The organism is Amycolatopsis sp. NPDC004772 (assembly GCF_053601215.1).
In genome coordinates this window covers 38,180-62,773 of the sequence record NZ_JBSGBK010000025.1, presented here as the reverse complement: position 1 = coordinate 62,773, position 24,594 = coordinate 38,180, and the positions used below count along the sequence as shown (strand labels likewise).

The following is a 24,594-nucleotide window of genomic DNA, read 5'->3' as shown; positions in this document are numbered from 1 at the left end:
GAGGATCCCGCCCGTGCGCCGCCGCCGTACCCGTCTCCTGGCCGCGCTGCTCGCCCTGACCGCGGCCGCGGGCTGCGCCGCGGGTCCGTCGGTCCGCCCGGCGCTGGTCGAGAACGACGGGAAGACGACCGGCAGCACCCCCACCCGCACGCCCGGGGTCCCGCTGCCGCCGCTGGGCGAGCCGCAGTCGCCGACGTTGAAGTGGGCCGACTGCGACGACGACACCCGCCAGCGCATCGGCACCCCCGGCGTGCCGGACAGCCTGCACTTCACCTGCGCGCGCGTCACCGCGCCGCTCGACTCCCCCGGCGAGCCCCGGCGGTCGGTGGTGCGGCTGCTGGCGCTGAAGGTCGGCAGCGGGCCGGTGCCGCTGGTCGTGGTCAACGACGTCGACGGCGATCCGGGCACCGTGTACGCCGCGCGGTTGGCCGCGACGCTGCCGCCCGCGTTCCTGGAGAAGTTCTCCCTGATCGGCCTGGACCGGCGCGGCACCGGGCTCTCCGGCGCGGCGCAGTGCATCCCCGCCGACATCCGGCCCGACCTCATCGCCGTCGACCCGGCGCAGGGCGGCCTGGGCGACGTCCTGGACGCGGCCCGCAAGGCCGGCCAGCAGTGCGCCATCGAGCTGGACGACACCCAGACCGCGCTGGACAGCTGGCGCGGCGCGGGCGACCTCGACGAGCTGCGCAAGCAGCTGGGCATGGAGCGGCTGAACGCGCTCGGCCACGGCGACGGCTCGAAGGTGCTGGCCGAGTACGCGGTGCGGTTCCCCGGCCAGGTCGGGCGCGTGGTCCTCGACGGCGTGCCGGACCCGGGCGCCGACACGGCCGCGGTCCTCGACGCCGTCGCCGCCGGTGCTCAGTCCACATTGGACGCCTTCGCGGCGGACTGCGCGGCGCGGCGCTGCGCCCTCGGCGACCCGAAGGCGGCGCTTTCGGCGGTCACCGACCAGCTGCGGCGCACGCCGGGGTCGACCGGCGAGGGGGTCACGTTCGGTCCGGGCATCGCGCTGTTCGCCGTCTACTCGGGACTTTCGCAGCGGTCGCGGTGGCCGGAACTGGCCGACGCGATCGCCGCGGCACGCTCGGGCGACGTCGGCCCGCTCTCGGCGTTCGCGGCGCCGGTGCTGCGCGACACGCGCGCCCAGCCGTCCCGGATCGACGCGACGATCGCGACCCGCTGCAATGACAGCCAGACCCGCCTCTCGGCCGACCAGCTCGACCAGGTCGTGGCCGGGATGCGCGGCAAGTACCCGCAGTTCGGCGCGGTCGTCGCCCAGCAGCTGGCCTGGTGCGGCCCGTGGCCGGTGCGCACCGAGCCGCTGCCGGCGCCGGGCGCGCCGGGCGCCCCGCCCATCCTGGTCGCGGCGACGGCGACCGACCCGGTCACGCCCCAGGTCGGCAGCACCCGCGCGGCCGACCAGATGCCGTCCGCGGTGACGATCACCTGGCAGGGCGCGGGCCACGGCGCCCTCGGCGTCTCCCCCTGCGTCACGGACGCGGCCCGCGCGTTCCTCATCGACGGCAAGATCCCCGCCGACGGCACCCTCTGCCCCGCCTGACCCCGTAACTCACGTGATCAGACCCGGATCCCGCGTGATCAGAGCCGTAACTCGCGTGATTGAAGCCGGATCTCACGAGTTACGGGCTCAATCACGCGAATTCCGGCTTCAATCACGCGGGTTACGGGCTCAATCACGCGGGTTGCGGGTGTTGAGGCGGGCGGCTTGGCGGGTCAGGTGGTCGACTTCGGCGAGGCTGGCCGCCTTGGCGGCGGCCTCGGCGTACAGCTTGGCCGCCGTTTCCAGGTCGCCGTCGCGCTCGTGGAGGTAGGCCGACACCGCCGTGTGGCGCGGGACCGTGGCGTCCACCTCGGCGAGTGCCGCGAGGCCGGCGCGCGGGCCGTCCGCTTCGCCGACGGCGACCGCGCGGTTGAGCCGCACGACCGGGCTGCCGGTGAGGCGCACCAGCTCGTCGTACCACTCGACGATCTGCACCCAGTCCGTCTCCGCCGCGTCCTGCGCGTCGGCGTGCAGGGCCGCGATGGCGGCCTGGGCCTGGAACTCGCCCAGCCGGTCACGGGACAGCGCCCGCTGCAGGATCGCCACGCCCTCCGCGATCAACGTCGTGTCCCAGCGGGACCGGTCCTGCTCGGCCAGCGGGACCAGGGCGCCGTCGCCGGTCGTGCGGGAGGCCCGCCGGGCGTGGTGCAGCAGCATCAGCGCCAGCAGCCCGGCCACCTCCGGGTGGTCGATCGACGCCGCGAGCTGCCGGGTGAGCCGGATGGCCTCGGCGGCGAGGTCGACGTCCCCGGAGTAGCCCTCGTTGAACACCAGGTAGAGCACCCGCAGCACGGTCGCGACGTCGCCGGGCTGGTCGAACCGCACCCCGGACACGGTCCGCTTGGCGCGGCTGATGCGCTGCGCCATGGTCGCCTCGGGCACCAGGTACGCCTGCGCGATCTGCCGCGTGGTCAGCCCGCCGACGGCCCGCAGCGTGAGCGCGACCGCGGACGACGGCGTCAGCGACGGATGCGCGCACAGGAAGTACAGCTGCAGCGTGTCGTCCACGGCCGCCGCGGGCCCGGGCGCCACCTCGGCGTCGACGACGTCCTCGCGCTTGCGGCGGGCGACCTCCGCCCTGGTCGCGTCGAGGAACTTCCGCCACGCCACGGTGACCAGCCAGCCCTTGGCGTCCCGGGGCGGGTCGGCCGGCCAGACGCGCAGCGCCTCGACCAGGGCTTCCTGGACGGCGTCCTCGGCCGCCGCGAACTCGGCGCCGCGGCGGACGAGGACGGCCAGGACACCCGGGGTGAGGCTGCGGAGCAGGGCTTCGTCCACGAGCTCAGCCGGTCCGCTCGGCCAGCTCGACGATGATCCCCTCGGGGCCGCGGACGTAGCAGAGCTTGAAGCTGTCCTCGTACCGCACCAGCTCGCCGACGAGCTCGGCGCCGTGCGCCTTCAGCCGCTCCAGGACGTCTTCGATGCCCGCCACCTCGAACAGGATGTGCCGCAGGCCGGGCACGTTCGCCGGCGCCTGCGGATCGCCCGCCGCCCCCTCGGGCGTGCGGTACCGGATCAGCTCCAGCTTCCCGTGGCCGTCCGGCGTCCGCAGCATCGCCATGTCCGACCGGACGCCGTCCAGCCCGACGATCCGGTCGACCGCCCGGCCCTCGGTCGTCATCTCCGCCTCCACCTCGAGGCCGAGCTCGGCGAAGAACGCCTTCGCGGCCTCGAGGTCCCCGACGACGATGCCGACGTGCTCCAGCCGTGGCAGCACCATGGTGTCCCCCGTCATTCCGTGATGGTGGGCGGCGCGGTCATGAACGGCCGCAGCTCGAGCCACTCGTGGATCGGCTCCCCGTTCGGGCCCGGCGCGGCCGACAGCTCCGCGGCCAGTTCGAGGGCCCGCTCGTAGCTGTCGACGTCGATCACCGTCCAGCCGGCGATGAGGTCCTTGGTCTCGGGGAACGGGCCGTCGGTGACCGGCGGCTTCCCCTCGCCGTCGTAGCGGACGAACGTCCCCTCCGGGGAGAGGGCCTGGTGCTCGACGAACTCGCCGGTGGCCACCAGCTTGTCCCCGAAGTCCTGCATGTACTTGATGTGCGCGGAGACCTCCTCCGGCGTCCACTGGTCGATCGTCGTGTCGCAGTTGGCCGGGGCCGGCGCGCCGCGGTAGTGCTTCAGCAACAGGTACTTGGCCATCGTGGTGCTCCCTCGGTGTCGGACGGCCCATTCTGGCCGCTTCCACCCCGGGGACGGAGCCGGTTCCGGGTTCTCGACATCGCCGGCGAGAAAATTCGCGGCCGCCTCCTTGAAGGGGGCGGCCGCGAACGGATCACTGCCGGTAGGACTCCACCTCGGAGACCGGCCGGGCCGTGGCGTCGTCCGGGTTCTCGTGGAACTCCGTCTTCGCGCGCCGCTGGCGCAGCAGGTCCCAGCACTGGTCGAGCTGCTGCTCGACCGCGGTGAGGCGGTCCTTGTCGCCGCCGCTCAGCCCCACGCCGACCGAGCGCGACCGGAGCTCGTGCTCCTCCGCGATCAGCTCGTCGATCCGGCCCAGGATTTCGCCGTCGGCCATCTGTTCCTCCTCTTCGCGGGTGCGCTCGTGCAGACGCTACCCCGGCCCCGGGAATTCCCGCCGGGTGCGGATCGTTGACCAGGGCATGAGCACCGTTGAGCTGACCGCCGAGAACTTCGACCAGACGGTAACCGACAACGAGTTCGTCCTGATCGACTTCTGGGCGAGCTGGTGCGGGCCGTGCCGCCAGTTCGCGCCGGTCTACGAGAAGGCCTCCGAGAAGCACGACGACATCGTGTTCGCGAGCGTCGACACCGAAGCGCAGCAGCAGCTCGCGGCCGCCTTCGACGTCCGCTCCATCCCGACGCTGGCCATCATCCGGGACAAGACGCTCATCTACGCCCAGCCCGGCGCGCTGCCCGAAGCCGCCCTCGAAGACCTGATCAAGCAGGCCCGCGAGGTCGACATGGACGAGGTCAAGCGCAAGGCCGCCGAAGCCGAGGCCGAACAGGCCTGACCACCACCACACGGCGAAGGCCGCCCCCGCGGGGGCGGCCTTCGCCGTGTCTCAGGAGCGGGTGGCGAGCCCGCGCAGGAAGAACGCCAGGTTCGCCGGGCGCTCGGCCAGCCGCCGCATGAAATAGCCGTACCACTCGTCGCCGTAGGGCACGTAGACGCGCATGCGCGCCCCCGAGGCCGCGATCCGGGCCTGCTCCTCCGGCCGGATGCCATAGAGCATCTGGAACTCGTGGTCGTCGTCGGTCCGGCCGTTCTCTTCGGCCAGCGCGGCGGCGATTCCGATCATCCGCGGGTCGTGCGAGGCCACCATCGGGTAGCCCTCGCCGGCCATCAGGACACGCAGGCAGCGGACGTAGGACTTGTCCACTTCGGACTTCTCCGGGAACGCCACCGACTCCGGTTCGGCGTAGGCGCCCTTGCACAGCCGCACCCGGGAACCCGGACCCGACAACGAGCGGCAGTCCTGCTCGGTGCGCCGCAGGTAGGCCTGCAGCACCGCGCCCACCCACGGATACTCGCCGCGCAGCTCCTTCAGGATGCCGAGCGTCGAGTCCGTGGTGGTGTGGTCCTCCATGTCGAGCGTCACGGTGGCCCCGACCGCCTCGGCCGCCGCACAGATCTTCCGCGCGTTCTCGAGAGCGACGTCCTCGCCGTTCGCCGGCAGGAACTGCCCGACCGCCGACAGCTTCACCGAGACGTCCGCGCCCTCGGCCAGGCCTTCCGCGGCCAGCGCGGTCAGCACCGACTCGTAGGCCGCCACCGTCGCCGCCGCCTGCGCGGCGTCGGTGGTGTCCTCGCCCAGGTGGTCGAGGGTGATCCGGCGGCCGTCGGCGGCCAGTTCCCGGGCCACGCGGACGGCGTCGGCGGTCTCGGACCCGGCGACGAACCGGCGCACCACGGAGCGCGTGGCGGGCACGGCCTCGACGAGCTTCCGGATGCCCTTCGAGCGGGCGGCGGCGAGCAGCGGGGCACGCAGCATGACGGTCTCCCTCTCAGCCCTGGTGCGGGTAGCGCACGCTGGTCGGCGGCACGAACGTCTCCTTGACCGAGCGGGGGCTCGTCCAGCGGAGCAGGTTGAAGATCGAGCCGGCCTTGTCGTTGGTGCCCGAGGCCCGCGCGCCGCCGAACGGCTGCTGGCCGACGACGGCGCCGGTCGGCTTGTCGTTGACGTAGAAGTTGCCCGCCGAGAACTTCAGCGCCTCGGACGCCTTGGCGACGGCGGTGCGGTCGTTGGCGATCACCGCGCCGGTCAGCGCGTACGCGGCGGAGGAGTCGATCAGCTTCAGGACGTCGTCGAAGCCGCCGTCCTCGTAGACGTGCACCGACAGGATCGGGCCGAAGTACTCGGTCGAGAAGATCTCGTGCTTCGGGTTGTCCGACACGAGGATCGTCGGCTTCACGAAGTAGCCGACGCTGTCGTCGGCCGTGCCGCCGGTGAGGACCTCGACGGAGGCGTCATCCTTCACGCGGTCGAAGAGGTCGGCGTGCTTGGTGAACGCCCGCCGGTCGATGACCGCGCCGCCGAAGTGCGACAGGTCGGTGACGTCGCCGTAGGACAGCGCCTCGGTCTCGGCGACCAGGCCGTCCTTCAGCTCGTTCCAGACGCTGCGCGGGATGTACGCGCGCGAAGCGGCGGAGCACTTCTGGCCCTGGTACTCGAACGCGCCGCGGACCAGGGCGGTGCGCAGGACGTCGACGTCGGCGGAGGCGTGCGCGAGCACGAAGTCCTTGCCGCCGGTCTCGCCGACCAGCCGCGGGTAGCCGCGGTAGCCCGCGATGTTCGCGCCGACCGTGCCCCACAGGTGCTGGAAGGTCGCGGTCGAGCCGGTGAAGTGGATGCCGGCCAGGTCGCGGTGGGTCAGGGCGACCTCGGAGACGGCCTTGCCGTCGCCCGGCAGCAGGTTGATCACGCCCGGCGGCATCCCGGCCTCTTCGAGCAGCCGCATGGTCAGGTGCGCCGCGAACGACTGCGTCGGCGACGGCTTCCACAGCACGGTGTTGCCCATCAGCGCGGGCGCGGTCGGCAGGTTGCCGGCGATCGCGGTGAAGTTGAACGGCGTGATCGCGTAGACGAACCCTTCCAGGGGCCGGTGCTCCATCCGGTTCCACACGCCCGGCGAGCTGATCGGCTGCTCGGCGAGGATGCGGCGGCCGAACTCGACGTTGAAGCGCCAGAAGTCGGCGAGCTCGCAGGCGGAGTCGATCTCGGCCTGGGTCGCGGTCTTGGACTGGCCGAGCATGGTGGCCGCGTTGAGCGTGGCGCGCCACTTGCCGGTGAGCAGGTCGGCGGCGCGCAGCAGGATCGCGGCGCGGTCGTCGTAGGACAGCGCGCGCCACTCCGGCGCGGCCTTCGCCGCGGCGGCGATGGCGTCGGTGGTGTCCTGCTGGGTGGCGCTGTGGATGGTGCCGAGGACGTGCTTGTGGTGGTGCGGCTGGACGACGTCGATCTTCTCGCCGCCACCGGGGCGCTGCTCGCCGCCGATGGTGACGGTCAGGTCGACCGGTTCCGCCTGGCCCAGCCGCTTGAGCGCACCCTCGAGTTCCGCGCGCTCAGCGCTGCCCGGCGCGTAGGTCAGCACCGGCTCGTTCGTCGGGGCGGGGGTCTGGGTCACGGCGTCCACGGCGGCTCCTCTGCTCTGTAGTCCAGATGCCCCGAACGGTAACTCCGGACACGCTCCGGAGGCTTGTTCGATCGGCTAAAATCGCTCGTATGATCTTGGCCGATCGGATAACGCCGCCGTGACATCGCTGCGCCACGTCCTGGCGACGCTCGGCGAGCCGCTCGTCGAGGTCGTCGTGGCGCCGCACGGCCTCGGCGTCGCCGTCACCGACGTCGTGATCCTCGACCCGGAGGACCCGTTGGAGGCCTCCCCCGGCGACCTGGTGCTGGTGATCGGCGCGCGCGGCCGGGCGGCGGCGCCGGCCATCCGCGCGGCCGGGCGCGGCGGCGCGGCCGCGGTGGCGGTCAAGGGCGCGACGGGTGCCGAGGTGGCCGCCGACGCGGGCGTCGCGCTGCTGACGGTCGGGTCGGAAGCACGCTGGGAGCAGGTGGAATCGCTGGCCCGCGGCGTCGTCGAGGCGGCCCGGGCGGGCGGTGAGGCGGCCAGCGGCGAGGTCCTCGGCGACCTGTTCGCCCTGGCCCAGACGATCGCGACGCTCACCGGCGGCCTGGTCAGCATCGAGGACACGGCGAACCGCGTGCTCGCGTATTCGCGGGCGGGCGACGAGGTCGACGAACTGCGGCGGCTGTCGATCCTCGGCCGCGAGGGGCCGGAGCGCTACCTCGCGATGCTCCGCGAATGGGGCGTCTACCAGCGGCTTCGTGCCGGGGAAGGGATCGTCCGGATCGACGAGCGGCCCGAGCTGGGCATCCGCCGCCGCATCGCGGCCGGCATCCACGCGGGCCAGCAGCCGCTGGGCACGATCTGGGTCCAGGAGGGCGCGCAGCCGCTCACCGAGCGGGCCGAGACGGCGCTGCTCGGCGCGAGCCGCACCCTGGCGCCGCAGTTGATCCGGGCGCGCACGCTGCCGAGCCCGGAACTGCGGCTGCGCGAGGACCTCCTGGCGAGCCTGCTGGAAGGCCGGCTGGACGCGGAGTCCGTCGCCGACGACATCGGCGCGGACCCGGCGCGGCCGGCGCAGGTGCTGGCATTTTCCCTGGACCGGTCGGACAACCGGCAGCTGCGGCGGGCCGAGCTGGTCCACCTGATCGCCGTGCACACGGCGGCCTACCGGCGCAGCGCGCTGGTGAGCGTGATCGGCGGCCGCGTCTACGCGCTGCTGCCGGACCTGCCCGAGCACTCGGACGCGGCGGTGCTGGCGCTGGCCCGCGAAATCGCGGCGACGGCCCGCCGTCACCTGGACGTCCCGGTCCGCGCGGCCCTCGGCGGCGTGGTCCCCCGGCTGTCGGAGGCGGCGGCCTCCCGCGGCGACGCCGACCGCGTCCTGGCGGCGATGACACGCGGGCACTGGGCGGCGGACGTGGCGTCGCTGGCCGACGTCCGCGCCGAGGTGCTGCTCTCGGAGGTGCTGGCCTACCTGGGGTCGCAGCCGCGGATCCGCGACCCGCGGCTGACCGCGCTGGTGGAGCACGACACCGAGCACGGCGGCATCCTGGTCCCGGCCGTCCTGGCCTGGCTGAACGCGTTCGGCGACGTCCGCGCGGCGGCCCGGGTGCTCAACATCCACCCGAACACGGTCCGGTACCGCGTCCGGCGCGCGGCGGAGGTGTCCGGAGTGGACTTCGACGACCCGGCCCAGCGCCTGTTAACTCAGCTGCAGCTTCGGTTGTGAAGCTGCTAGCTTCGCGCGCGTGGATCTCTTCTCGCGCACGTGGGCGGCGTTGCGCGCCGCGGTCGCTTCCCTCCCCGCTTCGGCGTTTTCCCAGCCCTCGGGCTGCCGCGGGTGGCTGGTCCGGGACCTGGTCTGCCACCTGGTGATCGACGCGCAGGACGTGCTGATCACCCTCGCCACCCCGGCGTCCTCGGCGTTGACGCACGACGCGATCACGTACTGGGCGGTGTCGTCGTCGCTGCCTTCGGGTGAGGACCCGCTGTCGGCGCTGATCGTCCGCCTGGCGGCGGCGTACGAGGACCCGGAACTGCTGAAGTTCCACCTGGACGACGTGGGCGCGGCGGCGGGCCGCGCGGCGGACCTGGTGGACCCGGGAGAGCGGGTGTCGACCCAGGAGATGGTCCTGACGGCGGGCGATTACCTGTCGGCGTACGTGCTGGAGTGGACGTTGCACCACCTGGACCTGGTGGCGCACGTGCCGTCGGTGCCGGGCCCGCCGGCGGAGGGGCTGGCGCGGACCCGGGTGATGCTGGAGAAGATCGCGGGAGCGGAGTTCCCGGCGTCGTTCTCGGACGAGGACGTCCTGCTGGTCGGGACCGGCCGGCGTGCCGCCACGGACGAAGAGACGGCTTCGCTGGGCGAACTGGCCGCGCGGCTGCCGCTGGTGCTCGGGTGAGGCAGGGCGCCCTGCCTCACCCGGCTCACCTCACGCCCGCACCAGGCTGAACCGGCGCCGCTCGACGTCGATCTGCTCGATGCGGACCGACAGCCGCGTTCCGGCCTGCGGGGCTTCGTTCGTCACCAGCAAGCCGTGGATGCCGTCGGCGACTTCGACGAACGCGCCGAACGGCACCACCCGGGTCACGACGCCGTCGAGGACGCCGCCCTCGGCGTGGGCCGCCACGAACTCCTGCCATGGGGTCATGCGATTTCACCTCCTTCCCGCGCACGTCCCGATCAGGACAGTCGCGCGGAGGCGGCGGGCCGCGGGCCCGCCCGGAGGTCACGGATCAGCCGGGTACCCCGTCTGCTCACGGCTCGAGGCCGACCCGGCAGTCACCCCGGAACCATACCGGAATTCGCCGTCGAAATTCCCTGACCCGATATCCGCGGATCAGGAAATAGGCTCACGCTGCCCCGCCAGTTCGGCGAGCGCGGCGAAAGAATCGAGCCGGGCGGATTGGTCGTGGGCGGCGGTCGTGGCGAGGATTTCGTCGGCGTCGGCGAGCGCGACCAGCCTTCCCAGCCGCTCCTCGACCTCGGCCGGCGTCCCCCAGAGCTGACCGTCCACAGTCTCCTCGAGCCGCTTGCGTTCGCGATCGGTCATCGGCGCCGCGAGGACCTCGCCCGGCGGGTCCAGCGGCGGGAAGACGCCGTGGGAGCGCGAATACACCGTCGCCCAGGCTTCCGAGACGAGCAGCCGGCGCGCGGCCGCCGCCGAGTCCGCCACCGCGATCGCCGTCGACACCACCACGTACGGCTCGCGCGCCCACTCGGACGGCTGAAACCCGTCCCGGTACCGCGTCACGGCTTCGGCGAGGGCCGGTTCGCCGCGCACCGGGGCGATCACCAGCGGCAGCCCGAGCTCCGCGGCGAGGTCCGCGCCCGACCCGGTGGCCAGCAGGAACGGCGGCACGCGCAACCCCTCGGCCGGGTAGGCGTGCACCCCGCGGTGCTCGCCCGCGAAGAACCCGAGCAGCGCACGGACCTGCGCCCCGAAGCCGTCGGCCGCTTCCTTGCCGTGGCCCAGCGCTTCGCGAACGCCGGCGGTGAACCCGACGGACCGGCCGAGTCCCATGTCGATCCGGCCCGGGTGCAGCGCTTCCAGGACGCCGAACTGCTCGGCCACGACCAGCGGCCGGTGGTTCGGCAGCATCACACCCCCGGTCCCGACGCGGATGCGGCTCGTCGCCCCCGCGACGGCGGCGGCCAGCACGGTCGGCGCGGACCCGGCGACGCCCGGCACGCCGTGGTGCTCGGACACCCAGAACCGGTGGTACCCCAGCCGTTCGATGTCGGCGGCGAAGGCGACGGTGTCCCGCAGCGCCTGCGCGGGCCCGCGGTGCCGCCGCACGGGCGAACGGTCGAGCACGGAGATCCTCACGCCGGGTGCAACGCCCGGCGTCCGGCGGGATTCCCGTCAGGGACGCCAGCGCTCGCTGTACTCCGGGTGGTCGGCGTAGGGCAGGGCCAGCAGGCGCAGCGTCAGGCACCAGTTGGAGCCGGCCTCGTCGGCGGGCACGTGGCAGGTCTCACACCAGTATTCGCTGCCGTAGAGCGGAAAACCGGGCACCTTCTCCGACACCGTGGTGCGGTGGGCGAGCAGGATCCGCCGGGTCGCCTCGATCTCGTTGATCATCTGGTTGACCACGTCGAGTTCGAGATCGGTCAGCCCGCGGATCTTCTGCTCCACGGCGACCTTCGTCTCGCCGCGGTTCATCGCCTCGCCGGCCTTGGCCTTGTTGACGGCCTGCATGATCAACGCCTGCCGCGCGCCCACCCGCGCCGCGAGGAAAGCGATCAGGTCGTCCACGAACGGCCTCCTTCCTCGAACCCGCTCCCCGATGGCCCCGGGGAGTCGTCGATTCGGGACCGCACGTTACGCCGTCGGAGACCAAGATCGTGACATCGAGATCGGCCGTGCAACATTTGTGACCCGAAAGGCGACAGCGGGCGCTTGGGTGATCACTGCGCGTTCGGATTCGTTCTTTCGGCGGAACGTAATTGCCCCGCGTGATGCCGTATTCAGTGAGGACTGCCACGGCTGTGGTCGTGGTTACAGCTCGTGCCGGAAAACGGTCTCGTCCGTGTCACTCCGTAACGCCGGGCGCCGCCGCCGCGTCTGTCCCCGCAGCACAGTCACGGAGGTGGTCATGTCCGTTCCGGCTTCACCCGGCCCGCAGGTGCCGTACTTCCCGCCGGTCGCCCCGCGGCCCCCGCGCCGGAAGTGGCCGTGGGTGGTGGGGGTGCTGACCGTGCTGACCGCCCTGGCCGCAGGCATCGTGCTGGCGCTCGCCTACAGCAAGAGCTCCGTCAGCCCGTGCCTGGACCGGTCGCAGCACGCCCCGTGCGCCGGCCCCGGCGGCACGTGGATTTCCGCCGATGGTGCCGCCCGGCCGCGTGATGCCGCCGCGCCCGCCACCACGAGCCCGTCGATCCCCGCGTTCGCCGTTCCGGCGACGACGGAACCCGCTCTGCCCGAACCCACGGCGAAGGACTACTCGGTCGACCTCGCCATCCAGTCCAAGCAGTGTTTCGGCTCGGCGGGGTGCAACGTGGTCGTCGAGCCGAAGCTCAACTTCCTCGGCGCGAGCACCTTGCTTTGGGAGTGCGACCTCACCTACAGCATCTCGGGCGACACGTCCGGCGAACTCATCGAGACCGCCTACGCCGAGGGCGGCAGCTCCTACCGCGTCTCCCGCACCAGCCTGACCACCAAGAACGGCAAGGTCGTCCCGCAGGCGACCGTGACGGCGGTCAGCTGCCGCAAGCCGTAAGAATCAGTCGGGACGGGCCTTGCTCGGCTGGACCCGCTTCGGCTCGCCCGGCATCTTCGGGTAGTCCGGCGGGTACGGCAGGTCGCCCAGCCCGTGGTCACGCAGGTCGCGCTCGTACCACTCCAGCGCCGTCTCCAGCCCGAACGGCGTCTTGTCCATCGCCGCGTGCAGGTCGCCGTGCTCGTCCAGGAACGCCGGGATCGTCAGGACGTCGAAGTCGTCCGCGTCCACCTCGCCCAGCAGGTCCCACGTCACCGGCGTCGACACCGTGGCCCTCGGTGTCCCCCGGACCGACCACGCCGAAGCCACCGTCCGGTCCCTCGCCGCCTGGTTGTAGTCCAGGAACACGCGGCCGCCGCGCTCCTCCTTCCACCAGGAGGTCGTCGCCTTGGCCGGGATCCGGCGCGCCACCTCGCGGCCCAGCGCGATCACCGCGTGGCGGACCGCCACGAAGTCCCACTCCGGCCGGATCCGGACCAGCACGTGCACCCCGCGGCCGCCCGAGGTCTTCGGCCAGCCCGTCAGGCCCGCGTCCGCCAGGACCTCGCGGACCACCATGGCCACCTCGACCGCGTCCGCGAAGCCGGCCCGGTCCGGCGGGTCGACGTCGATGCGGAGCTCGTCCGGGTGGTCGGCGTCGGACCGGCGGACCGGCCACGGGTGGAAGTCGAACGTGCCCAGGTTGGCCGCCCACGCGAAGACCGCCGGCTCGGTCGGGCACACCTCCGCGGCCTTGCGGCCCGACGGGAACGTGATCTCGGCCGTCTCCACCCACGACGGCGCGCCCTTGGGCACGCGCTTGGCGTAGAACCAGTCGCCCTCGACGCCGTCGACGTAGCGCTTCAGCGTCGTCGGGCGCTCGCCGATCGCGCGCAGCAGCGGGGCGCCGACCGTGATGTAGTGCTCGACGACCTGCCGCTTCGTGATGCCGCGCTGGGGGAAGTACACCTTGTCGGGGCTCGAGACGCGGACCGTGCGCCCGCCCACCTCGTACTCGACCGGGTCACCGTTCTTGGGCATGCGGCCACGCTAGCGCCCGCGACCCCGCCCGGTAGGCTCGAACAGGTGTCCGGCCGCACCAAGCTGATCGTCGCGCTCGCCGTGCTCGGCGGGTTCGCGGCGGCCGCGGTGCTGCTGCCGATCCCCGGTCCGGCCGAGCTGCGGGCCTGGGCCGCCACCACCGGCCCCGCCACCCCGCTCGTGCTGCTCGTCGCCTACTCGCTGCTCACCGTGGCGCCCATCCCGCGGACGGTGTTCAACCTCGCCGCCGGCCTGCTCGTCGGCACCGCGGCCGGGATCGCGATCGGCCTGGTCGCCACCACCATCGCGGCCGGCCTCTCCTTCGGGCTGGCCCGGCTGCTCGGCCGCGACCTGGTCACCCGCCACCTGCACCGATCCGCCGTCCGCACGGTCAACGACCGCCTCTCCGGCGGCGGCGTCCTCGCCGTCACGTCGCTGCGGCTGATCCCGGTGGTGCCGTTCGCGCCCTTCAGCTACCTCTGCGGGGTGTCCTCGGTGCGGCTGGTCCCGTACCTGACCGGTACGCTGCTCGGGAGCGTGCCCGGCACGGTCGCCGTGGTGGTCCTCGGCGACGCGCTGACCGGCGACACGCCGCCCGCGCTGCTCGCCTGTTACGGCGTGTTCGCGCTGGCCGGAGCGATCGGCCTGGTCAAGGTGTTCAAGAAGCGGGCACCGGCCGAACCGCAGCCCGCCGGACAGGCTGGCTGACGCGAAGAGCACGCGGCCGACCGCTACACTCGATCGGGTGCGCGAAGCGGTAACGCGCTGAGCAGGGCCACCACCACCGGGAATTTCGTCAGGAGCAGTCGCCATCGACACCGGTCAGCTGATCGCGGGGCACTACCGCCTCGTCGAGCACATTGGTAGCGGTGCCATGGGTGTCGTGTGGCGCGCGACCGACGTGCGCCTCGAACGCACCGTCGCGATCAAGCAGATCCTCCCGCAGCCGGGCGTCTCCGAGACCGAACGCGACAACATGCGTCAGCGCGCGATGCGCGAGGCCAAGAACGCGGCCCGGTTCCAGCACCCGAACGCCATCGTGGTGTTCGACATCGCCGAGCACAACGGCGACCCCTGCCTGGTGATGGAGTACCTCGACGGGCCCAGTCTCTCCACGATCCTGGCCGAGGAGGGCACGCTGCCGCTCGGCCGGGTGGCCCGGATCGGCGAGCAGGTCGCGTCCGCGCTGGTGGCCGCCCACCGCGCCGGGATCGTGCACCGCGACGTCAAGCCGGGCAACATCCTCATCGACCAGACCGGCACCGCGAAGATCACCGACTTCGGCATCTCCCGCGCGGCCGGCGACATGACGCTGACGGCGACCGGCCTGATCGGCGGCACCCCGGCGTACCTGGCGCCCGAGCTGGCCCGCGGCGCCGACCCGGTGCCCAGCTCCGACGTCTTCGCCCTCGGCGCCACCCTCTACCAGGCGATCGAAGGCACCACGCCGTACGGCAACACGACCAACCAGCTCGCGCTGCTCTACGCGGCGGCGAACGGCCAGATCAACCCGCCGGTGCAGGCGGGCGGGGCCACCGCGCTGCTGATGAGCCTGCTGCGCAGCGAGCCGGGCGAGCGGCCGAGCATGGCCGAGGCCCGCGAGCGGCTGGCCGCACTGGCCCGCACCGAGCCCGGCGGCATGACGGCGTCCCCGCCGCTGCTCTCCGGCGGCGCGGGCCGCAAGCCCGCCGCGTCCACCGAAGACGGCGAGCGGCCGCCGTGGCAGCGGACGGCGAACAAGGCGCCCTCGTCCCCGCCGGTCGGCACGCCCGTGCCCGCGAACAAGGCAGCTTCGAACCCGCCGCGCCCGACGGCGGCGTTCATGCCGATGCGCTCCCCGGCCGCCCCGCCGAACACCCCGCCCAGACCGGTGCCCGCGGCCGCGCCGACGGCCAGGGCGCCCCAGTACTCGTCGAACACCCCGAAGCCGGACAACAAGCGCAAGTACGCGCTGTTCGCCGGCGCCGGCGCGGCGGTCGTCGTGATCGCGGTGATCGTGTTCCTGGTCCTGAACTCGGGCAACGGCGGGGGCACGGGCAACAACCAGGCCGGCCAGACGCCGGGCAACCAGCCGACCACGGGCCACAGCTCGTCCAAGACCAACAGCCCGAGCAACTCGAACGCTTCCGCCGAGCTGGGCAAGACCAAGTCCGAAGGCCGGATCACCGCGATCGGGAGCACCGGCCAGCAGCTGGTCAACTTCTTCAACGCCCCGGCCGACAACTGGAACATGCTGACCCCGGCCGCCCAGGAGGTCTACGGCGACCAGCAGCAGTTCCAGCAGTACTGGGCGGAGAACAAGAAGAACGTCGGCTCGTTCAACACCGCCCGCACGGACGAGGGCGTGGCCGACGACGGCTCCGTGCAGATGTACCTCAACATCCTGAACGGCCGGCACAAGTTCCGGATGGTGATCGTCGGCGGGCAGACCCTCATCGACGCGAACACCAAGCTCGACGCGATTTCCGCCAGCCAGAGCTACTGAGACTTAACGCGCGTCCGGTGGGCTGACGAGCCCCGATGGCCTACCGTGGTGGCATGGCCGACGACGGAGCTTCGCTGCCGGGCCAGAATCCTCGCTTCCACGAGGACCTGGTCGGCCTGGACCCGTACGACCCGGAGGCGCGCGCGTTCGCCGAGCACCTCGACCGCATCGAGCGGTGCGGCCCGAACTACACCATCGAAGCCGCTCTCGACGGGGTGGCCGACTTCGCCGACTCCAGCAACCGGCTCGGCGGGCTGCGCTACTGGGTGTCCGCTCTGATCGTGGTGCTCATCGTGCTGGGCGTGATCGTGGCCGCATGGGACATCGTCGTGCACGCCCTCGCCTGGCTCGCGGCGTAACGTGGATCGGGTGAAAGGTATGAAACCCGTTGTCGGCGCGACCCCGCGCGTCGTGAAGTCCGAGCAGGAATGGCGGGCGCAGCTCAGCCCCGACGAGTACGCCGTGCTCCGCCAGGCGGGGACCGAACGGCCGTTCACCGGTGAGTACACCGACACCAAGACCACCGGCGTCTACGAGTGCCGCGCGTGCGGTGCCGAGCTGTTCCGCAGCGACACCAAGTTCGAGAGCCACTGCGGCTGGCCGTCGTTCTTCGACCCGGCGGATTCCGACGCCGTGCTGCTGCGCGAGGACCGCACCATGGGCATGAAGCGGATCGAGGTGCTCTGCGGCTCCTGCCACAGCCACCTCGGGCACGTCTTCGAGGGCGAGGGGTACCCGACCCCCACCGACCAGCGCTACTGCATCAACTCGATTTCGCTGAAGCTGGTCCCCGAGTCCTAAATCTCCCTTAAGCGAGCAACCCGCCGCCCTTCCTCGAACGTAGTCTCCGCACACGGACGAGGGAGGGCGGACTCATGACCGACACCTGGGGTATTCCCGGACCGGTGTTCGCGGGGCTCTACCTGGGCCTGCTGCTGGCGGTGGCGCTGTACGGCGCGGTTCGCGGCAGGCGGATTTCGCAAGGGGACGCCGGCAACGCGCCGGAGCGTCCCGAAGAGTTCGCCCTGCTGGCCGGCGGGCGGGACCGGCTCGGCGAGTTCGTCGTCGCGACGCTGCTGGAGGGGCAGTTCGTCCGCCTCGAAGGCACCGGCAAGCTGCACCGCATCCGCGGCACGGCCTCCGACGACCTCGGCCGCGCCGCCCTGGCGCGGATCGGCAAGACCGGGAACTGGTACGGCCGGGTCCGCGACGAAGTGGCACAGCACGCGTCGGTGGCCGAACTGGAGGAGAAGCTGGCCGCCCGCGGCCTGCTCACCGACGTCCGCGCGGTGCGGGCGGTCTGGGTGATCATGGCGGTGGCCTACGGCGCGCTGGCCGCCCTCGGCGTGCTCCGGCTGATCGCCGGGTCGGCGAGCGGGCACCCCGTCGGCTACCTGGTCCTGCTGCTGGTGCTGAACACCGTCGCGCTCATCGTCACCGCGATCTGCGCCGTCAACCGGCCGCGCGTCAAGATCACCGCCGCCGGCCGCGCCGCCCTGGAGAAGGCGCGCCGCGACGGCACGTTCACCACCGGGGCCGCGGGCACCGTCGCGTCCCAGGGCCTGAGCGCGCACCCCGACAAGGACGTCCGGCTGGCCGTCGGGCGGGCCGTGTCGCAGGCGGCCGCGCAGGTGTACCGCCGTCCGCGCCGGGCCGGCTGGGCGGCGGCCGGCGGGGCGGGCGCCGGCTACTACGGCGGCGGCTCGTGCAGCAGCGGCAGCTCGTGCGGCGGCGGGGGTGGCGGCTGCGGCGGAGGCGGCGGCGGGGGTTGCGGCGGTTGAAACGCCGACGCGAGCGCGTGCGTCTCACAGCTACGGTAACCGCGACGAACTGAGGGGAGACGGGCGATGACCGACCCGTGGGGCATCTCCGGACCGGATTTCGTGGTCCTCTACATCGCACTGCTCGGCGTGGTCCTGCTGATCAGGGTCATCGTGTCCGGCGTCGTGAGCAGCCGGGCGCTGCGGGCGGACGCCGTCGCACCCGGCCCGCCGCCGACCGTCTACCAGCTCGCCTTCCTCGCCGGCGGCCCCGACCGGGCCGTCGACGCGGCGATCGCGGCCCTGGTCGAGCGCGGGCAGCTGCGCGTCAACAGCTACAAGCAGGTCAGCCAGGCCGGGAGGCGGCCGGCCGAGCCGCTGGAGCAGGCGGTCTTCGACGCGGCGCAGCTGAAGACGACGGCGACGCTGCGGGCGTACGGCCGCCAGTCGGCGGCGATGCGGGCCCTGGAAGAGGGCCTCGACCAGCGCGGGCTGCTGGCGTCGGCGGCCGCCAAGCGGCAGGCGCGGACGTTCGGGCTGCTCCTGCAGCTGGCCGTGCTGGCGTTCGGCGTGGCGCGGCTGGTCAACGGCATCGCGCTGGACCGTCCGGTCGGGATCCTGGTGTTCCTGGTGATCGTCGCGGCGGTGCTGGCCGTCGTGGCGGCGGTCCGCCGGTCGAAGACGGGCGCCCGGCAGCCGTCGGCGGCAGGCCACCGTTTGCTCGGCCAGGCCCGGGCCGCGGCGAGCGGACCGGTCCCGGCCGGCATGCTGGCCGGCGGCGTCCTGCTCGGCGGGGCGGCGGCCGCGGTCGCCCTCGGCGGCTGGGCGATGTACCCGGACGAGGAGCTCAGCGCGGCGCTGGCCCCGCCGGTGACGTCCTACGGGGGCGGTGGCTCGTCGGGTTCGTCGTGCAGCAGCGGGTCGTCGTGCTCGAGCTCGTCGTGCAGCAGCGGTTCTTCGTGTGGTTCGTCGTGCGGCGGCGGAGGGGGTTGCGGTGGGTGAGCTGGGCATCGGGATCGGCTGGCGGCACGAGCTCGACCTGTCCATCGCGCGGCTGCCGGGCGTGGACTGGGTCGAGGTCGTCGCCGAGAACCTGCACGCCGACCACCTCCCGGAGACGCTGGTGGCGCTGCGCGAGCGAGGCTTGCCGGTGCTGCCGCACGCGGTCTCGCTGTCCCTCGGCGGGGCCGAGCCCCTGGACACCGGGCGCGTCCAGCACCTCGCCGAGATCGCGCGGGCGCTGGATGCGCCGCTGGTCAGCGACCACGTGTGTTTCGTGCGCGCGGGCGGGCTCGACTCGGGGCACCTGATGCCGCTCCCCCGCACCCGCGAGGCCCTGGAGGTGCTGGTGGCGAACGTGCGGCTGGCCCAGTCCATCGTGGACGTCCCGCTGGCGCTGGAGAACATCGCCGCGGTGCTCGACTGGCCGGACGCCGAGCTGACCGAAGAGCAGTTCCTCACCGAGCTGACCGAGCGCACGGACTGCCGGCTGATCATCGACGTCGCGAACCTGTACGCGAACGCCCGCAACATCGGCACGGACCCGGTGGCATTCCTGGACGGCATCCCCTGGGAGAGGCTGGCGTACGTCCACATGGCGGGCGGCATCGAGCGCGACGGCGTCTACCACGACACGCACGCGCACCCGGTGCTGCCGGAGGTGCTGGCTTTGCTGACGGAACTCCGCCGCCGGACCGACCCGCCGGGCGTGCTTTTGGAGCGCGACGACGACTACCCGACCGACGACGAGCTGGCGGCGGAGCTGGTGGCGTTGCGCACGGCGGTGGCGCGGTGACCCGCGCGGACCTGGCCCGGCGCCAGGCGGAGCTGCTGCAGGCACTGTTGGCCGACGGCCCGCCACCGCCGGGTTTCGACCCGGCCCGGCTGCGGGTGGAGGCCGGGGTGCTGCGGAGGAAACACGGTCGAGTGCTGGCCTACCAGCGGCCCGAGCTGGCGGAGGCCCTCGGCGAGCGGTTCGGCCCGCTGTTCGCGCAGTTCAACACGGCCCGGCCGAAGAAGGCGACCGAGCGCTCAGGGGCGTACGCGGACGAGTTCGTGACGTGGCTGATCGAGGGCGGCCATTTGCCAAAACCGAAGCGGCGCCTGGTGGACCGCCTCCGGCGCCGCTGATCCACAATTCCGCCAGGCCTGCCCCGCCACCCCGAACGGCGCGCGGCCCGCAAAACCCGCACCCCACCCAGACCCGCCCCGCCACCCCGATCCGAAGCCCGAACACGGCCGGTGGTGCCGGGTCAAGGCACGCTTTCCCGCCTTGACGCGGTACCACCGGCCGTAGTCACAATCCGGCTTCGGGGTGGTGGGCACCGCACCAAGACAACGTAAGCCGCACCTTCCGGTCGAAGCCCGGCAGACCGCTTCCACCGCGCAGCAGCAGCCAACACTGCCGGCCCCCAGAGTGGGTGCTGCCTCAGGGCGTCCAGGTCGGTTTGTCGACTCCCGGCAGCCGCGTCCCGAACCCCCAGTGCGGCTGCGCGCCCGGCAGCCCGCCGACCATTCGCACCCGCGTCATCCGCCCGTACCCGCTGTCCACTTCCTCGAGCAGATCGCCGTAATCGACGTCGGCCGAAGCCGAAGCCGGAGCCGAATCCTTGCGGCCCAGGGAATCCAGCCACCGGCCCGTTCCCGCCAACGAGAGCCGGGCCCGCCAGGTCCCGCCCTCGTCGACCTGCCGGCGCAACGCCGTCATCACCGCCGCCGCCGTGAGCCAGCCGGTGGCGTGGTCCAAGGCCTGGACCGGCAGCGGCGACGGAGGATCACCGAACGCCATGCCGCTCGACATCTGGACCAGGCTGTCGAACCCGCGCCGCCGGGCCCACGGGCCTTCCCAGCCGTACGCGCTCAGGTCCGCGATCACCAAGCCCGGCCGCAGCTCGGCCAGCTCCGCAGGCCCGAAGCCGATGCGCTCCAGCGCTCCCGGGCGGAACGACTGCACCAGCACGTCCGCCCGGCTGATCAGCTTCTTCAGCCGCGCGCGGCCGCCCTCGGTGTCCAGGGCGACGAACGCCGAGCGCTTGCCCTGGTTCGTGTCCCGCACCAGCGCCTCGACCCGCGGCAGGTGCGCCGCCCCGACGTGCAGGACGTCGGCGCCGTGCGCGGCCAGCACCCGGCCGGCCACCGGGCCCGCGAGGACGTGGGTCAGCTCCAGCACCCGGATGCCGCCCAGCGGCCGGTCCGAGTAGAACAACGTCCGCTTCGGCGCGTCGGCGACCGGGGACGCTGAAACCAGCGGCAGCGAAGCCACTGCCTGCCCTTGGGGATGCGCGGCCCAGTCCGCCGGCGACCGCAGCTCGGCGGCCGCTCCCCCGGCGGTGACGACGGCGTGCTCCACCTCGCGCGCCGGACGTCCGGCGACCGCCTTCTCGACGGCCGCGCGGGCCCCGGGCACGCCCAGGCCCCAGCACACCGCCGCTTCGTGACGCGGGTAGTTGCAGTGCAGGCGCACCCAGCCGTCGGCCGCGCGGTAGTCGCCCGACAGTGGTGCCCAGACGGGCTCGGCGCCGACGCCGTCCACCCGCAGCAGCTGCTCGCTCCGGAACGCCGCCGCCGCGTGGCGCGTGTCCGCCGTGACCACGCCGGGTTCGATGTCACGCACCCGGAGCATCTCGCCGGCCGCCAGGGTCGCCGCGGCCACCGAGGCCGTGGCGGCCGCCGCGACCCGGTACGGCCCGGGCAGCACGTCCTCGGTCCCGGTCAGCTCGAACGGCCCCGGCGAAGACCCGGTCAGGGTGTCCCAGACACCCTCGACTACGTCGCGCACTACGGGAGAGCCGCGACGAGCTCGGCGGGCGGCACGCGGGTGCCGGTGTAGAACGGGATCTCCTCGCGCACGTGCAGCCGCGCCTCGGTGCCGCGCAGGTGGCGCATCAGGTCGACGATCCGGTGCAGTTCGTCGGCCTCGAAGGCGAGGATCCACTCGTAGTCGCCCAGCGCGAACGACGCAACTGTGTTCGCGCGGACGTCCGGGTAGTCGCGGGCTTCCTTGCCGTGGTCGGCGAGCATCTTGCGGCGGTCGGCGTCCGGCAGCAGGTACCACTCGTAGGACCGCACGAACGGGTAGACGCAGATGTACTTGCGGGCCTCTTCGCCGGCCAGGAACGCCGGGATGTGGCTCTTGTTGAACTCGGCGGGCCGGTGCAGCGCGGTCTGGCTCCAGACCGGCGTCGACGCGCGGCCCAGCGGCGTCCGGCGGAACCCGGCGTAGGCGGCCTGGACCTGCTCGACCTCCTCGGCGTGCCACCAGATCATGAAGTCGGCGTCGGCGCGCAGCGCGGAGAGGTCGTAGACACCCCGCACGGTGACGCCCTTGGCCTCCAGGCCGTCGAGGTACTCGGCGGTCTCCCGGCCGGCGGTCCCGCGGTCCTCGCCCAGCCGCCCGGGCTCGATCCGGAAGACCGACCAGGTGGTGTAGCGGATGGTGTCGTTGAGCTCGTTGTAGTTGACCCGCGCCATGGCTCCATCCTGTCACCGCGGCGACGCGGCCGCCGCCACGGGTCAGGTGAGCGCACTCACGCGGACAGGTGCGCCGCGATCCGCTGTGCCGCCGCTTCCGCCGTGGCCACGCAGGCCGGCAGGCCGACGCCGTGCAGGGTCGCCCCGGCGATCGCCAGGCCCGGCACCTCCGCGACCGCCTTCTCGATCCGCTCGACGCGGTCGAGGTGCCCGGTGCCGTACTGCGGCAGCCCGCCGCCCCACCGCGTCACCAGCGTCTCGATCGGGGCCGCCGTGATGCCGGTCAGGCGGGCGAGGTCGTCGCGGACCACGCGCACGAGCTCGACGTCGTCGAACTGCAGCGCGCCCGGCTCGCCGAACCGGCCGACCGAGCCCCGGACCAGGACCGGGCCGGTGCCGAAGTGCGCCCACTTCCGCGAGGAGAAGGTGAAGGCCTTCGATGCGTACGGGTGGCCCGAAGCGTCGCTTTCGCCGGCGCCGATCAGGATCCCCGACGCCTCCGGCAGCGCCGTGCCAGGTGGCAGGGCCAGCGCCACGACCGCCATCGACGCCAGTTCGACCTCGCCGAACGCCGCCGACGCTGCCGGGACGAGGTCGGCCAGCAGCCGGCGGGCCGAGGGTGCCGGCACCGCGAGGACCACCGCGTCGGCTTCGAAGGTGTTGTCCGCCGGCGCGTGCGCGGTCGGTGCCGCGCCGATGCGCAGCCGCCAGCCGTCGCCGTGCCGCTCGATCTCGCACACCGGCAGGCCGGTGCGCAGCTCGGCGCCGGATTCCGCGGTGAGCCGGTCGATCACCGCGCCCAGGCCGCCCGGGACGGTGCCGAACACCGGCGCCGTCGACGGGTTCGCGGGCAGCTGGGCGGCGGCCGCCGCGGTCAGCGAGCCCGCGCCCGCCGCCAGCGCGGAAGCCAGGCCGGGCATGGTCGCGCGCAGGCCGAGACCGTCGGCGCCGCCCGCGTAGACCCCGCCGAGCAGCGGGTCGACCAGCCGGTCCACCAGTTCGTCGCCGAAGCGCTCGCGCAGCAGCGGCCCGAGCGGCACGTCCCCGCCCGGCAGCCGCAGTTCGGGCAGCGACGCCTCGGCCTCGACCGCCCGCCGTCCGGCCTCGGACAGCACACCGGCCACCGACTCGGCGGACGCCGGCACGCCCATGACCGTGCCCGGGGGCAGCCCGGTGACCGCGCCGCCCGCGTGGATCTTCGCGCGTGCCTTCGTCGGGTTCACCACGTCGAGCCCGAGCTCGCGGACCAGGCCGAGCATCTCGGGACGACGGACGAGGAAGGCCTCGGCGCCGACGTCGTAGGGCACGCCGGCGAGCTCGGCGGTGCGCAGCTTGCCGCCCGGCGCCGTCGTCTTCTCGAAGACGGTGATCCCGGCGTCCGCGCCGAGCAGGCGCCGCAGCCGGTACGCCGCGGTCAGCCCGGAGACGCCGCAGCCGACGACCGCGACGCGCTTCACAGCTCGTGCACCAGCCCGACCACGCGGGTCAGCACGTCCGGGTCGACGCCCGGCAGCACGCCGTGGCCGAGGTTGAAGATGTGGCCGTCGGCCCCCTTGCCCTCGGCGACGATCCGCCGGACCTCGGCTTCCAGCACCGGCCAGGAGGCGTGCAGCAGCGCCGGGTCGAGGTTGCCCTGCACGACCGCGCGGCCGCCCAGGCGCCGCACGGCTTCGTCCAGGGGGATCCGCCAGTCGACGCCGACGACGTCCGCGCCCGCGTCCCGCATCGCGGAGAGGAGCTCGCCGGTGCCGACGCCGAAGTGGATCCGCGGCACGCCGTACTCCGCGACACCCGCGAGGACCTTCGCCGAGTGCGGCAGGACGAACTCGCGGTAGTCCCGCTCGGACAGCGCCCCGGCCCAGGAGTCGAACAGCTGGACCGCGTCGACGCCGGCGTCGAGCTGCGCGCGCAGGAAGGTCAGGGCGACGTCGGCCAGCCGGCCGGCCAGCTCGTGCCAGAGCGCCGGGTCCGAGTGCATCAGCGCCTTGGTGTGCTCGTGGTTGCGGCTGGGGCCGCCCTCGATGAGGTAGCTGGCCAGCGTGAACGGCGCCCCCGCGAAGCCGATCAGCGGGGTGTCGCCGAGCCGCTCGACGAGCAGCCGGACGCCGTCGGCGACCTTCGAAACCTGCTCGGGCTGGAGTTCGGGCAGGGCCTTCACGGCGTCGAGGTCGCGCACCGGCGCCGCGGCCACCGGGCCGGTGCCGGGCACGATGTCGATGTCGACCCCGGCGGCCTTGAGCGGGACCACGATGTCGCTGAAGAGGATCGCCGCGTCGACGCCGTGGCGGCGGACCGGCTGCAGCGTGATCTCGGCGAGCATTTCCGGGTCGAAGCACGCGTCGAGCATCGGCACGCCTTCGCGCAGCGCGCGGTACTCGGGCAGCGAGCGACCGGCCTGGCGCATGAACCAGACGGGCGTGCGCGCCGGGCGTTCGCCGCGCGCGGCGGCCAGGAACGGGGCTTCGGGCAGCTCGCGGCGGGCGGCCGGGGCGGCCGGGCGCGGCAGGGGCGTGGTCTGAGACATCGCCGTC

At 73.2% G+C, this 24,594-nt stretch carries 27 protein-coding genes; 13 read left to right on the top strand and 14 right to left on the bottom strand.

Translation table 11 applies throughout. From position 1 onward, the window contains the following. Positions 1-13: 13 nt before the first annotated feature. Entirely contained in the window at positions 14-1,561 is a 1,548-nt protein-coding gene (locus tag ACWEF6_RS17585; protein WP_449683893.1) for an alpha/beta hydrolase, read from the top strand. 129 nt (positions 1,562-1,690) lie between these two features. Here the strand turns inward: ACWEF6_RS17585 and ACWEF6_RS17580 are convergent, their stop codons facing one another. From ACWEF6_RS17580 to ACWEF6_RS17565, 4 genes are all read right to left on the bottom strand, one after another. Continuing rightward, the gene (locus ACWEF6_RS17580) at positions 1,691-2,839 is read right to left on the bottom strand and encodes an RNA polymerase sigma factor (protein WP_449683892.1); all 1,149 of its coding nucleotides are present in this window, start codon (positions 2,837-2,839) and stop codon (positions 1,691-1,693) included. A gap of 4 nt (positions 2,840-2,843) precedes the next feature. Beyond that, positions 2,844-3,281 (bottom strand): VOC family protein, encoded by a 438-nt coding sequence (locus ACWEF6_RS17575; RefSeq protein ID WP_449683933.1) that lies wholly within the window; start codon positions 3,279-3,281, stop codon positions 2,844-2,846. An 11-nt stretch (positions 3,282-3,292) separates the two neighbouring features. Beyond that, positions 3,293-3,703, bottom strand: a complete 411-nt coding sequence (locus ACWEF6_RS17570) for a YciI family protein (RefSeq protein WP_310974938.1) — start codon at positions 3,701-3,703, stop codon at positions 3,293-3,295. Between the two features lie 133 nt (positions 3,704-3,836). Then, positions 3,837-4,079 (bottom strand): DUF2630 family protein, encoded by a 243-nt coding sequence (locus ACWEF6_RS17565; protein ID WP_310974937.1) that lies wholly within the window; start codon positions 4,077-4,079, stop codon positions 3,837-3,839. Between the two features lie 85 nt (positions 4,080-4,164). On the opposite strand from ACWEF6_RS17565, the gene trxA reads away from it, so the two are divergent. Next, positions 4,165-4,536: a thioredoxin gene (gene trxA, locus ACWEF6_RS17560; RefSeq protein WP_072480358.1), complete on the top strand. Its 372-nt coding sequence runs from the start codon at positions 4,165-4,167 to the stop codon at positions 4,534-4,536. A 51-nt stretch (positions 4,537-4,587) separates the two neighbouring features. Here trxA and ACWEF6_RS17555 read toward each other — a convergent pair whose 3' ends face one another. Both ACWEF6_RS17555 and pruA read right to left on the bottom strand, forming a co-directional pair. Beyond that, positions 4,588-5,517: a proline dehydrogenase family protein gene (locus ACWEF6_RS17555; protein WP_449683891.1), complete on the bottom strand. Its 930-nt coding sequence runs from the start codon at positions 5,515-5,517 to the stop codon at positions 4,588-4,590. A gap of 13 nt (positions 5,518-5,530) precedes the next feature. Continuing rightward, positions 5,531-7,159 carry an L-glutamate gamma-semialdehyde dehydrogenase gene (gene pruA / locus ACWEF6_RS17550; RefSeq protein WP_449683890.1) on the bottom strand — a complete coding sequence of 543 codons (1,629 nt, stop codon included), beginning with the start codon at positions 7,157-7,159 and terminating at the stop codon, positions 5,531-5,533. Between the two features lie 118 nt (positions 7,160-7,277). Between pruA and ACWEF6_RS17545 the strand changes: the two genes are divergently transcribed. Then, positions 7,278-8,831 carry a PucR family transcriptional regulator gene (locus ACWEF6_RS17545; RefSeq protein WP_449683889.1) on the top strand — a complete coding sequence of 518 codons (1,554 nt, stop codon included), beginning with the start codon at positions 7,278-7,280 and terminating at the stop codon, positions 8,829-8,831. 19 nt (positions 8,832-8,850) lie between these two features. Continuing rightward, the gene (locus tag ACWEF6_RS17540) at positions 8,851-9,507 is read left to right on the top strand and encodes a maleylpyruvate isomerase N-terminal domain-containing protein (RefSeq protein WP_449683888.1); all 657 of its coding nucleotides are present in this window, start codon (positions 8,851-8,853) and stop codon (positions 9,505-9,507) included. Between the two features lie 30 nt (positions 9,508-9,537). Here ACWEF6_RS17540 and ACWEF6_RS17535 read toward each other — a convergent pair whose 3' ends face one another. The 3 genes from ACWEF6_RS17535 to ACWEF6_RS17525 all read right to left on the bottom strand — a co-directional run bounded on the left by ACWEF6_RS17535 (position 9,538) and on the right by ACWEF6_RS17525 (position 11,364). Next, positions 9,538-9,756 (bottom strand): S1 RNA-binding domain-containing protein, encoded by a 219-nt coding sequence (locus tag ACWEF6_RS17535; RefSeq protein WP_449683887.1) that lies wholly within the window; start codon positions 9,754-9,756, stop codon positions 9,538-9,540. A gap of 189 nt (positions 9,757-9,945) precedes the next feature. Further along, positions 9,946-10,923, bottom strand: a complete 978-nt coding sequence (locus tag ACWEF6_RS17530; RefSeq protein ID WP_449683886.1) for an MsnO8 family LLM class oxidoreductase — start codon at positions 10,921-10,923, stop codon at positions 9,946-9,948. Positions 10,924-10,971: 48 nt separating this feature from the next. Further along, positions 10,972-11,364 (bottom strand): DUF6221 family protein, encoded by a 393-nt coding sequence (locus ACWEF6_RS17525; RefSeq protein ID WP_003068867.1) that lies wholly within the window; start codon positions 11,362-11,364, stop codon positions 10,972-10,974. A gap of 340 nt (positions 11,365-11,704) precedes the next feature. Here ACWEF6_RS17525 and ACWEF6_RS17520 point away from each other — a divergent pair, with 340 nt between their 5' ends. Next, on the top strand, positions 11,705-12,328 hold the full coding sequence (locus tag ACWEF6_RS17520) for a hypothetical protein (RefSeq protein WP_449683885.1): 624 nt from the start codon (positions 11,705-11,707) through the stop codon (positions 12,326-12,328). Between the two features lie 3 nt (positions 12,329-12,331). Here the strand turns inward: ACWEF6_RS17520 and ACWEF6_RS17515 are convergent, their stop codons facing one another. Beyond that, positions 12,332-13,348 carry a DNA polymerase domain-containing protein gene (locus ACWEF6_RS17515; protein ID WP_449683884.1) on the bottom strand — a complete coding sequence of 339 codons (1,017 nt, stop codon included), beginning with the start codon at positions 13,346-13,348 and terminating at the stop codon, positions 12,332-12,334. Between the two features lie 45 nt (positions 13,349-13,393). On the opposite strand from ACWEF6_RS17515, the gene ACWEF6_RS17510 reads away from it, so the two are divergent. The 8 genes from ACWEF6_RS17510 (at position 13,394) to ACWEF6_RS17475 (ending at position 19,723) form a co-directional block, all read left to right on the top strand. Beyond that, on the top strand, positions 13,394-14,056 hold the full coding sequence (locus tag ACWEF6_RS17510) for a TVP38/TMEM64 family protein (RefSeq protein ID WP_449683883.1): 663 nt from the start codon (positions 13,394-13,396) through the stop codon (positions 14,054-14,056). Between the two features lie 118 nt (positions 14,057-14,174). Next, the gene (locus ACWEF6_RS17505) at positions 14,175-15,833 is read left to right on the top strand and encodes a protein kinase domain-containing protein (protein ID WP_449683932.1); all 1,659 of its coding nucleotides are present in this window, start codon (positions 14,175-14,177) and stop codon (positions 15,831-15,833) included. A 53-nt stretch (positions 15,834-15,886) separates the two neighbouring features. Further along, positions 15,887-16,192, top strand: a complete 306-nt coding sequence (locus ACWEF6_RS17500; RefSeq protein ID WP_205661049.1) for a hypothetical protein — start codon at positions 15,887-15,889, stop codon at positions 16,190-16,192. A gap of 19 nt (positions 16,193-16,211) precedes the next feature. Beyond that, positions 16,212-16,634 carry a peptide-methionine (R)-S-oxide reductase MsrB gene (gene msrB, locus ACWEF6_RS17495; protein ID WP_086849491.1) on the top strand — a complete coding sequence of 141 codons (423 nt, stop codon included), beginning with the start codon at positions 16,212-16,214 and terminating at the stop codon, positions 16,632-16,634. A 74-nt stretch (positions 16,635-16,708) separates the two neighbouring features. Further along, positions 16,709-17,614: a TIGR04222 domain-containing membrane protein gene (locus ACWEF6_RS17490; protein WP_449683882.1), complete on the top strand. Its 906-nt coding sequence runs from the start codon at positions 16,709-16,711 to the stop codon at positions 17,612-17,614. A 66-nt stretch (positions 17,615-17,680) separates the two neighbouring features. Next, a complete protein-coding gene (locus ACWEF6_RS17485; RefSeq protein WP_449683881.1) occupies positions 17,681-18,595 on the top strand; it encodes a TIGR04222 domain-containing membrane protein in 915 nt (304 codons plus the stop codon). Beyond that, positions 18,588-19,388, top strand: a complete 801-nt coding sequence (locus tag ACWEF6_RS17480) for a DUF692 domain-containing protein (protein ID WP_449683880.1) — start codon at positions 18,588-18,590, stop codon at positions 19,386-19,388. The genes ACWEF6_RS17485 and ACWEF6_RS17480 overlap by 8 nt, the downstream gene beginning before the upstream one ends. Next, entirely contained in the window at positions 19,385-19,723 is a 339-nt protein-coding gene (locus tag ACWEF6_RS17475) for a hypothetical protein (protein ID WP_449683879.1), read from the top strand. Before ACWEF6_RS17480 ends, ACWEF6_RS17475 begins: the two co-directional genes overlap by 4 nt. A gap of 298 nt (positions 19,724-20,021) precedes the next feature. On the opposite strand, the gene ACWEF6_RS17470 is transcribed toward ACWEF6_RS17475, so the two are convergent. From ACWEF6_RS17470 to hemE, 4 genes are read right to left on the bottom strand one after another with little or no spacing between them, the layout of a single operon-like run. Next, positions 20,022-21,371: a CoA transferase gene (locus tag ACWEF6_RS17470; RefSeq protein ID WP_449683878.1), complete on the bottom strand. Its 1,350-nt coding sequence runs from the start codon at positions 21,369-21,371 to the stop codon at positions 20,022-20,024. After that, a complete protein-coding gene (gene hemQ / locus ACWEF6_RS17465) occupies positions 21,371-22,063 on the bottom strand; it encodes a hydrogen peroxide-dependent heme synthase (RefSeq protein ID WP_449683877.1) in 693 nt (230 codons plus the stop codon). Before hemQ ends, ACWEF6_RS17470 begins: the two co-directional genes overlap by 1 nt. A gap of 56 nt (positions 22,064-22,119) precedes the next feature. Next, positions 22,120-23,520 carry a protoporphyrinogen oxidase gene (hemG, locus tag ACWEF6_RS17460; RefSeq protein WP_449683876.1) on the bottom strand — a complete coding sequence of 467 codons (1,401 nt, stop codon included), beginning with the start codon at positions 23,518-23,520 and terminating at the stop codon, positions 22,120-22,122. Next, positions 23,517-24,587, bottom strand: coding sequence for a uroporphyrinogen decarboxylase (gene hemE / locus ACWEF6_RS17455; RefSeq protein WP_449683875.1), 1,071 nt, complete (start codon positions 24,585-24,587; stop codon positions 23,517-23,519). Before hemE ends, hemG begins: the two co-directional genes overlap by 4 nt. Between the last annotated feature and the right edge of the window lie 7 nt (positions 24,588-24,594).

What these genes read in the sequence shown, in the direction of transcription:
- ACWEF6_RS17575 (WP_449683933.1), bottom strand. Translation starts at nt 3,281, where the DNA reads ATGGTGCTGCCACGGCTGGAGCACGTCGGCATCGTCGTCGGGGACCTC.
- ACWEF6_RS17570 (WP_310974938.1), bottom strand. Translation starts at nt 3,703, where the DNA reads ATGGCCAAGTACCTGTTGCTGAAGCACTACCGCGGCGCGCCGGCCCCG.
- ACWEF6_RS17565 (WP_310974937.1), bottom strand. Translation starts at nt 4,079, where the DNA reads ATGGCCGACGGCGAAATCCTGGGCCGGATCGACGAGCTGATCGCGGAG.
- trxA (WP_072480358.1), top strand. Translation starts at nt 4,165, where the DNA reads ATGAGCACCGTTGAGCTGACCGCCGAGAACTTCGACCAGACGGTAACC.
- ACWEF6_RS17555 (WP_449683891.1), bottom strand. Translation starts at nt 5,517, where the DNA reads ATGCTGCGTGCCCCGCTGCTCGCCGCCGCCCGCTCGAAGGGCATCCGG.
- ACWEF6_RS17535 (WP_449683887.1), bottom strand. Translation starts at nt 9,756, where the DNA reads ATGACCCCATGGCAGGAGTTCGTGGCGGCCCACGCCGAGGGCGGCGTC.
- ACWEF6_RS17520 (WP_449683885.1), top strand. Translation starts at nt 11,705, where the DNA reads ATGTCCGTTCCGGCTTCACCCGGCCCGCAGGTGCCGTACTTCCCGCCG.
- ACWEF6_RS17515 (WP_449683884.1), bottom strand. Translation starts at nt 13,348, where the DNA reads ATGCCCAAGAACGGTGACCCGGTCGAGTACGAGGTGGGCGGGCGCACG.
- ACWEF6_RS17500 (WP_205661049.1), top strand. Translation starts at nt 15,887, where the DNA reads ATGGCCGACGACGGAGCTTCGCTGCCGGGCCAGAATCCTCGCTTCCAC.
- msrB (WP_086849491.1), top strand. Translation starts at nt 16,212, where the DNA reads ATGAAACCCGTTGTCGGCGCGACCCCGCGCGTCGTGAAGTCCGAGCAG.
- ACWEF6_RS17490 (WP_449683882.1), top strand. Translation starts at nt 16,709, where the DNA reads ATGACCGACACCTGGGGTATTCCCGGACCGGTGTTCGCGGGGCTCTAC.
- ACWEF6_RS17485 (WP_449683881.1), top strand. Translation starts at nt 17,681, where the DNA reads ATGACCGACCCGTGGGGCATCTCCGGACCGGATTTCGTGGTCCTCTAC.
- hemQ (WP_449683877.1), bottom strand. Translation starts at nt 22,063, where the DNA reads ATGGCGCGGGTCAACTACAACGAGCTCAACGACACCATCCGCTACACC.
- hemE (WP_449683875.1), bottom strand. Translation starts at nt 24,587, where the DNA reads ATGTCTCAGACCACGCCCCTGCCGCGCCCGGCCGCCCCGGCCGCCCGC.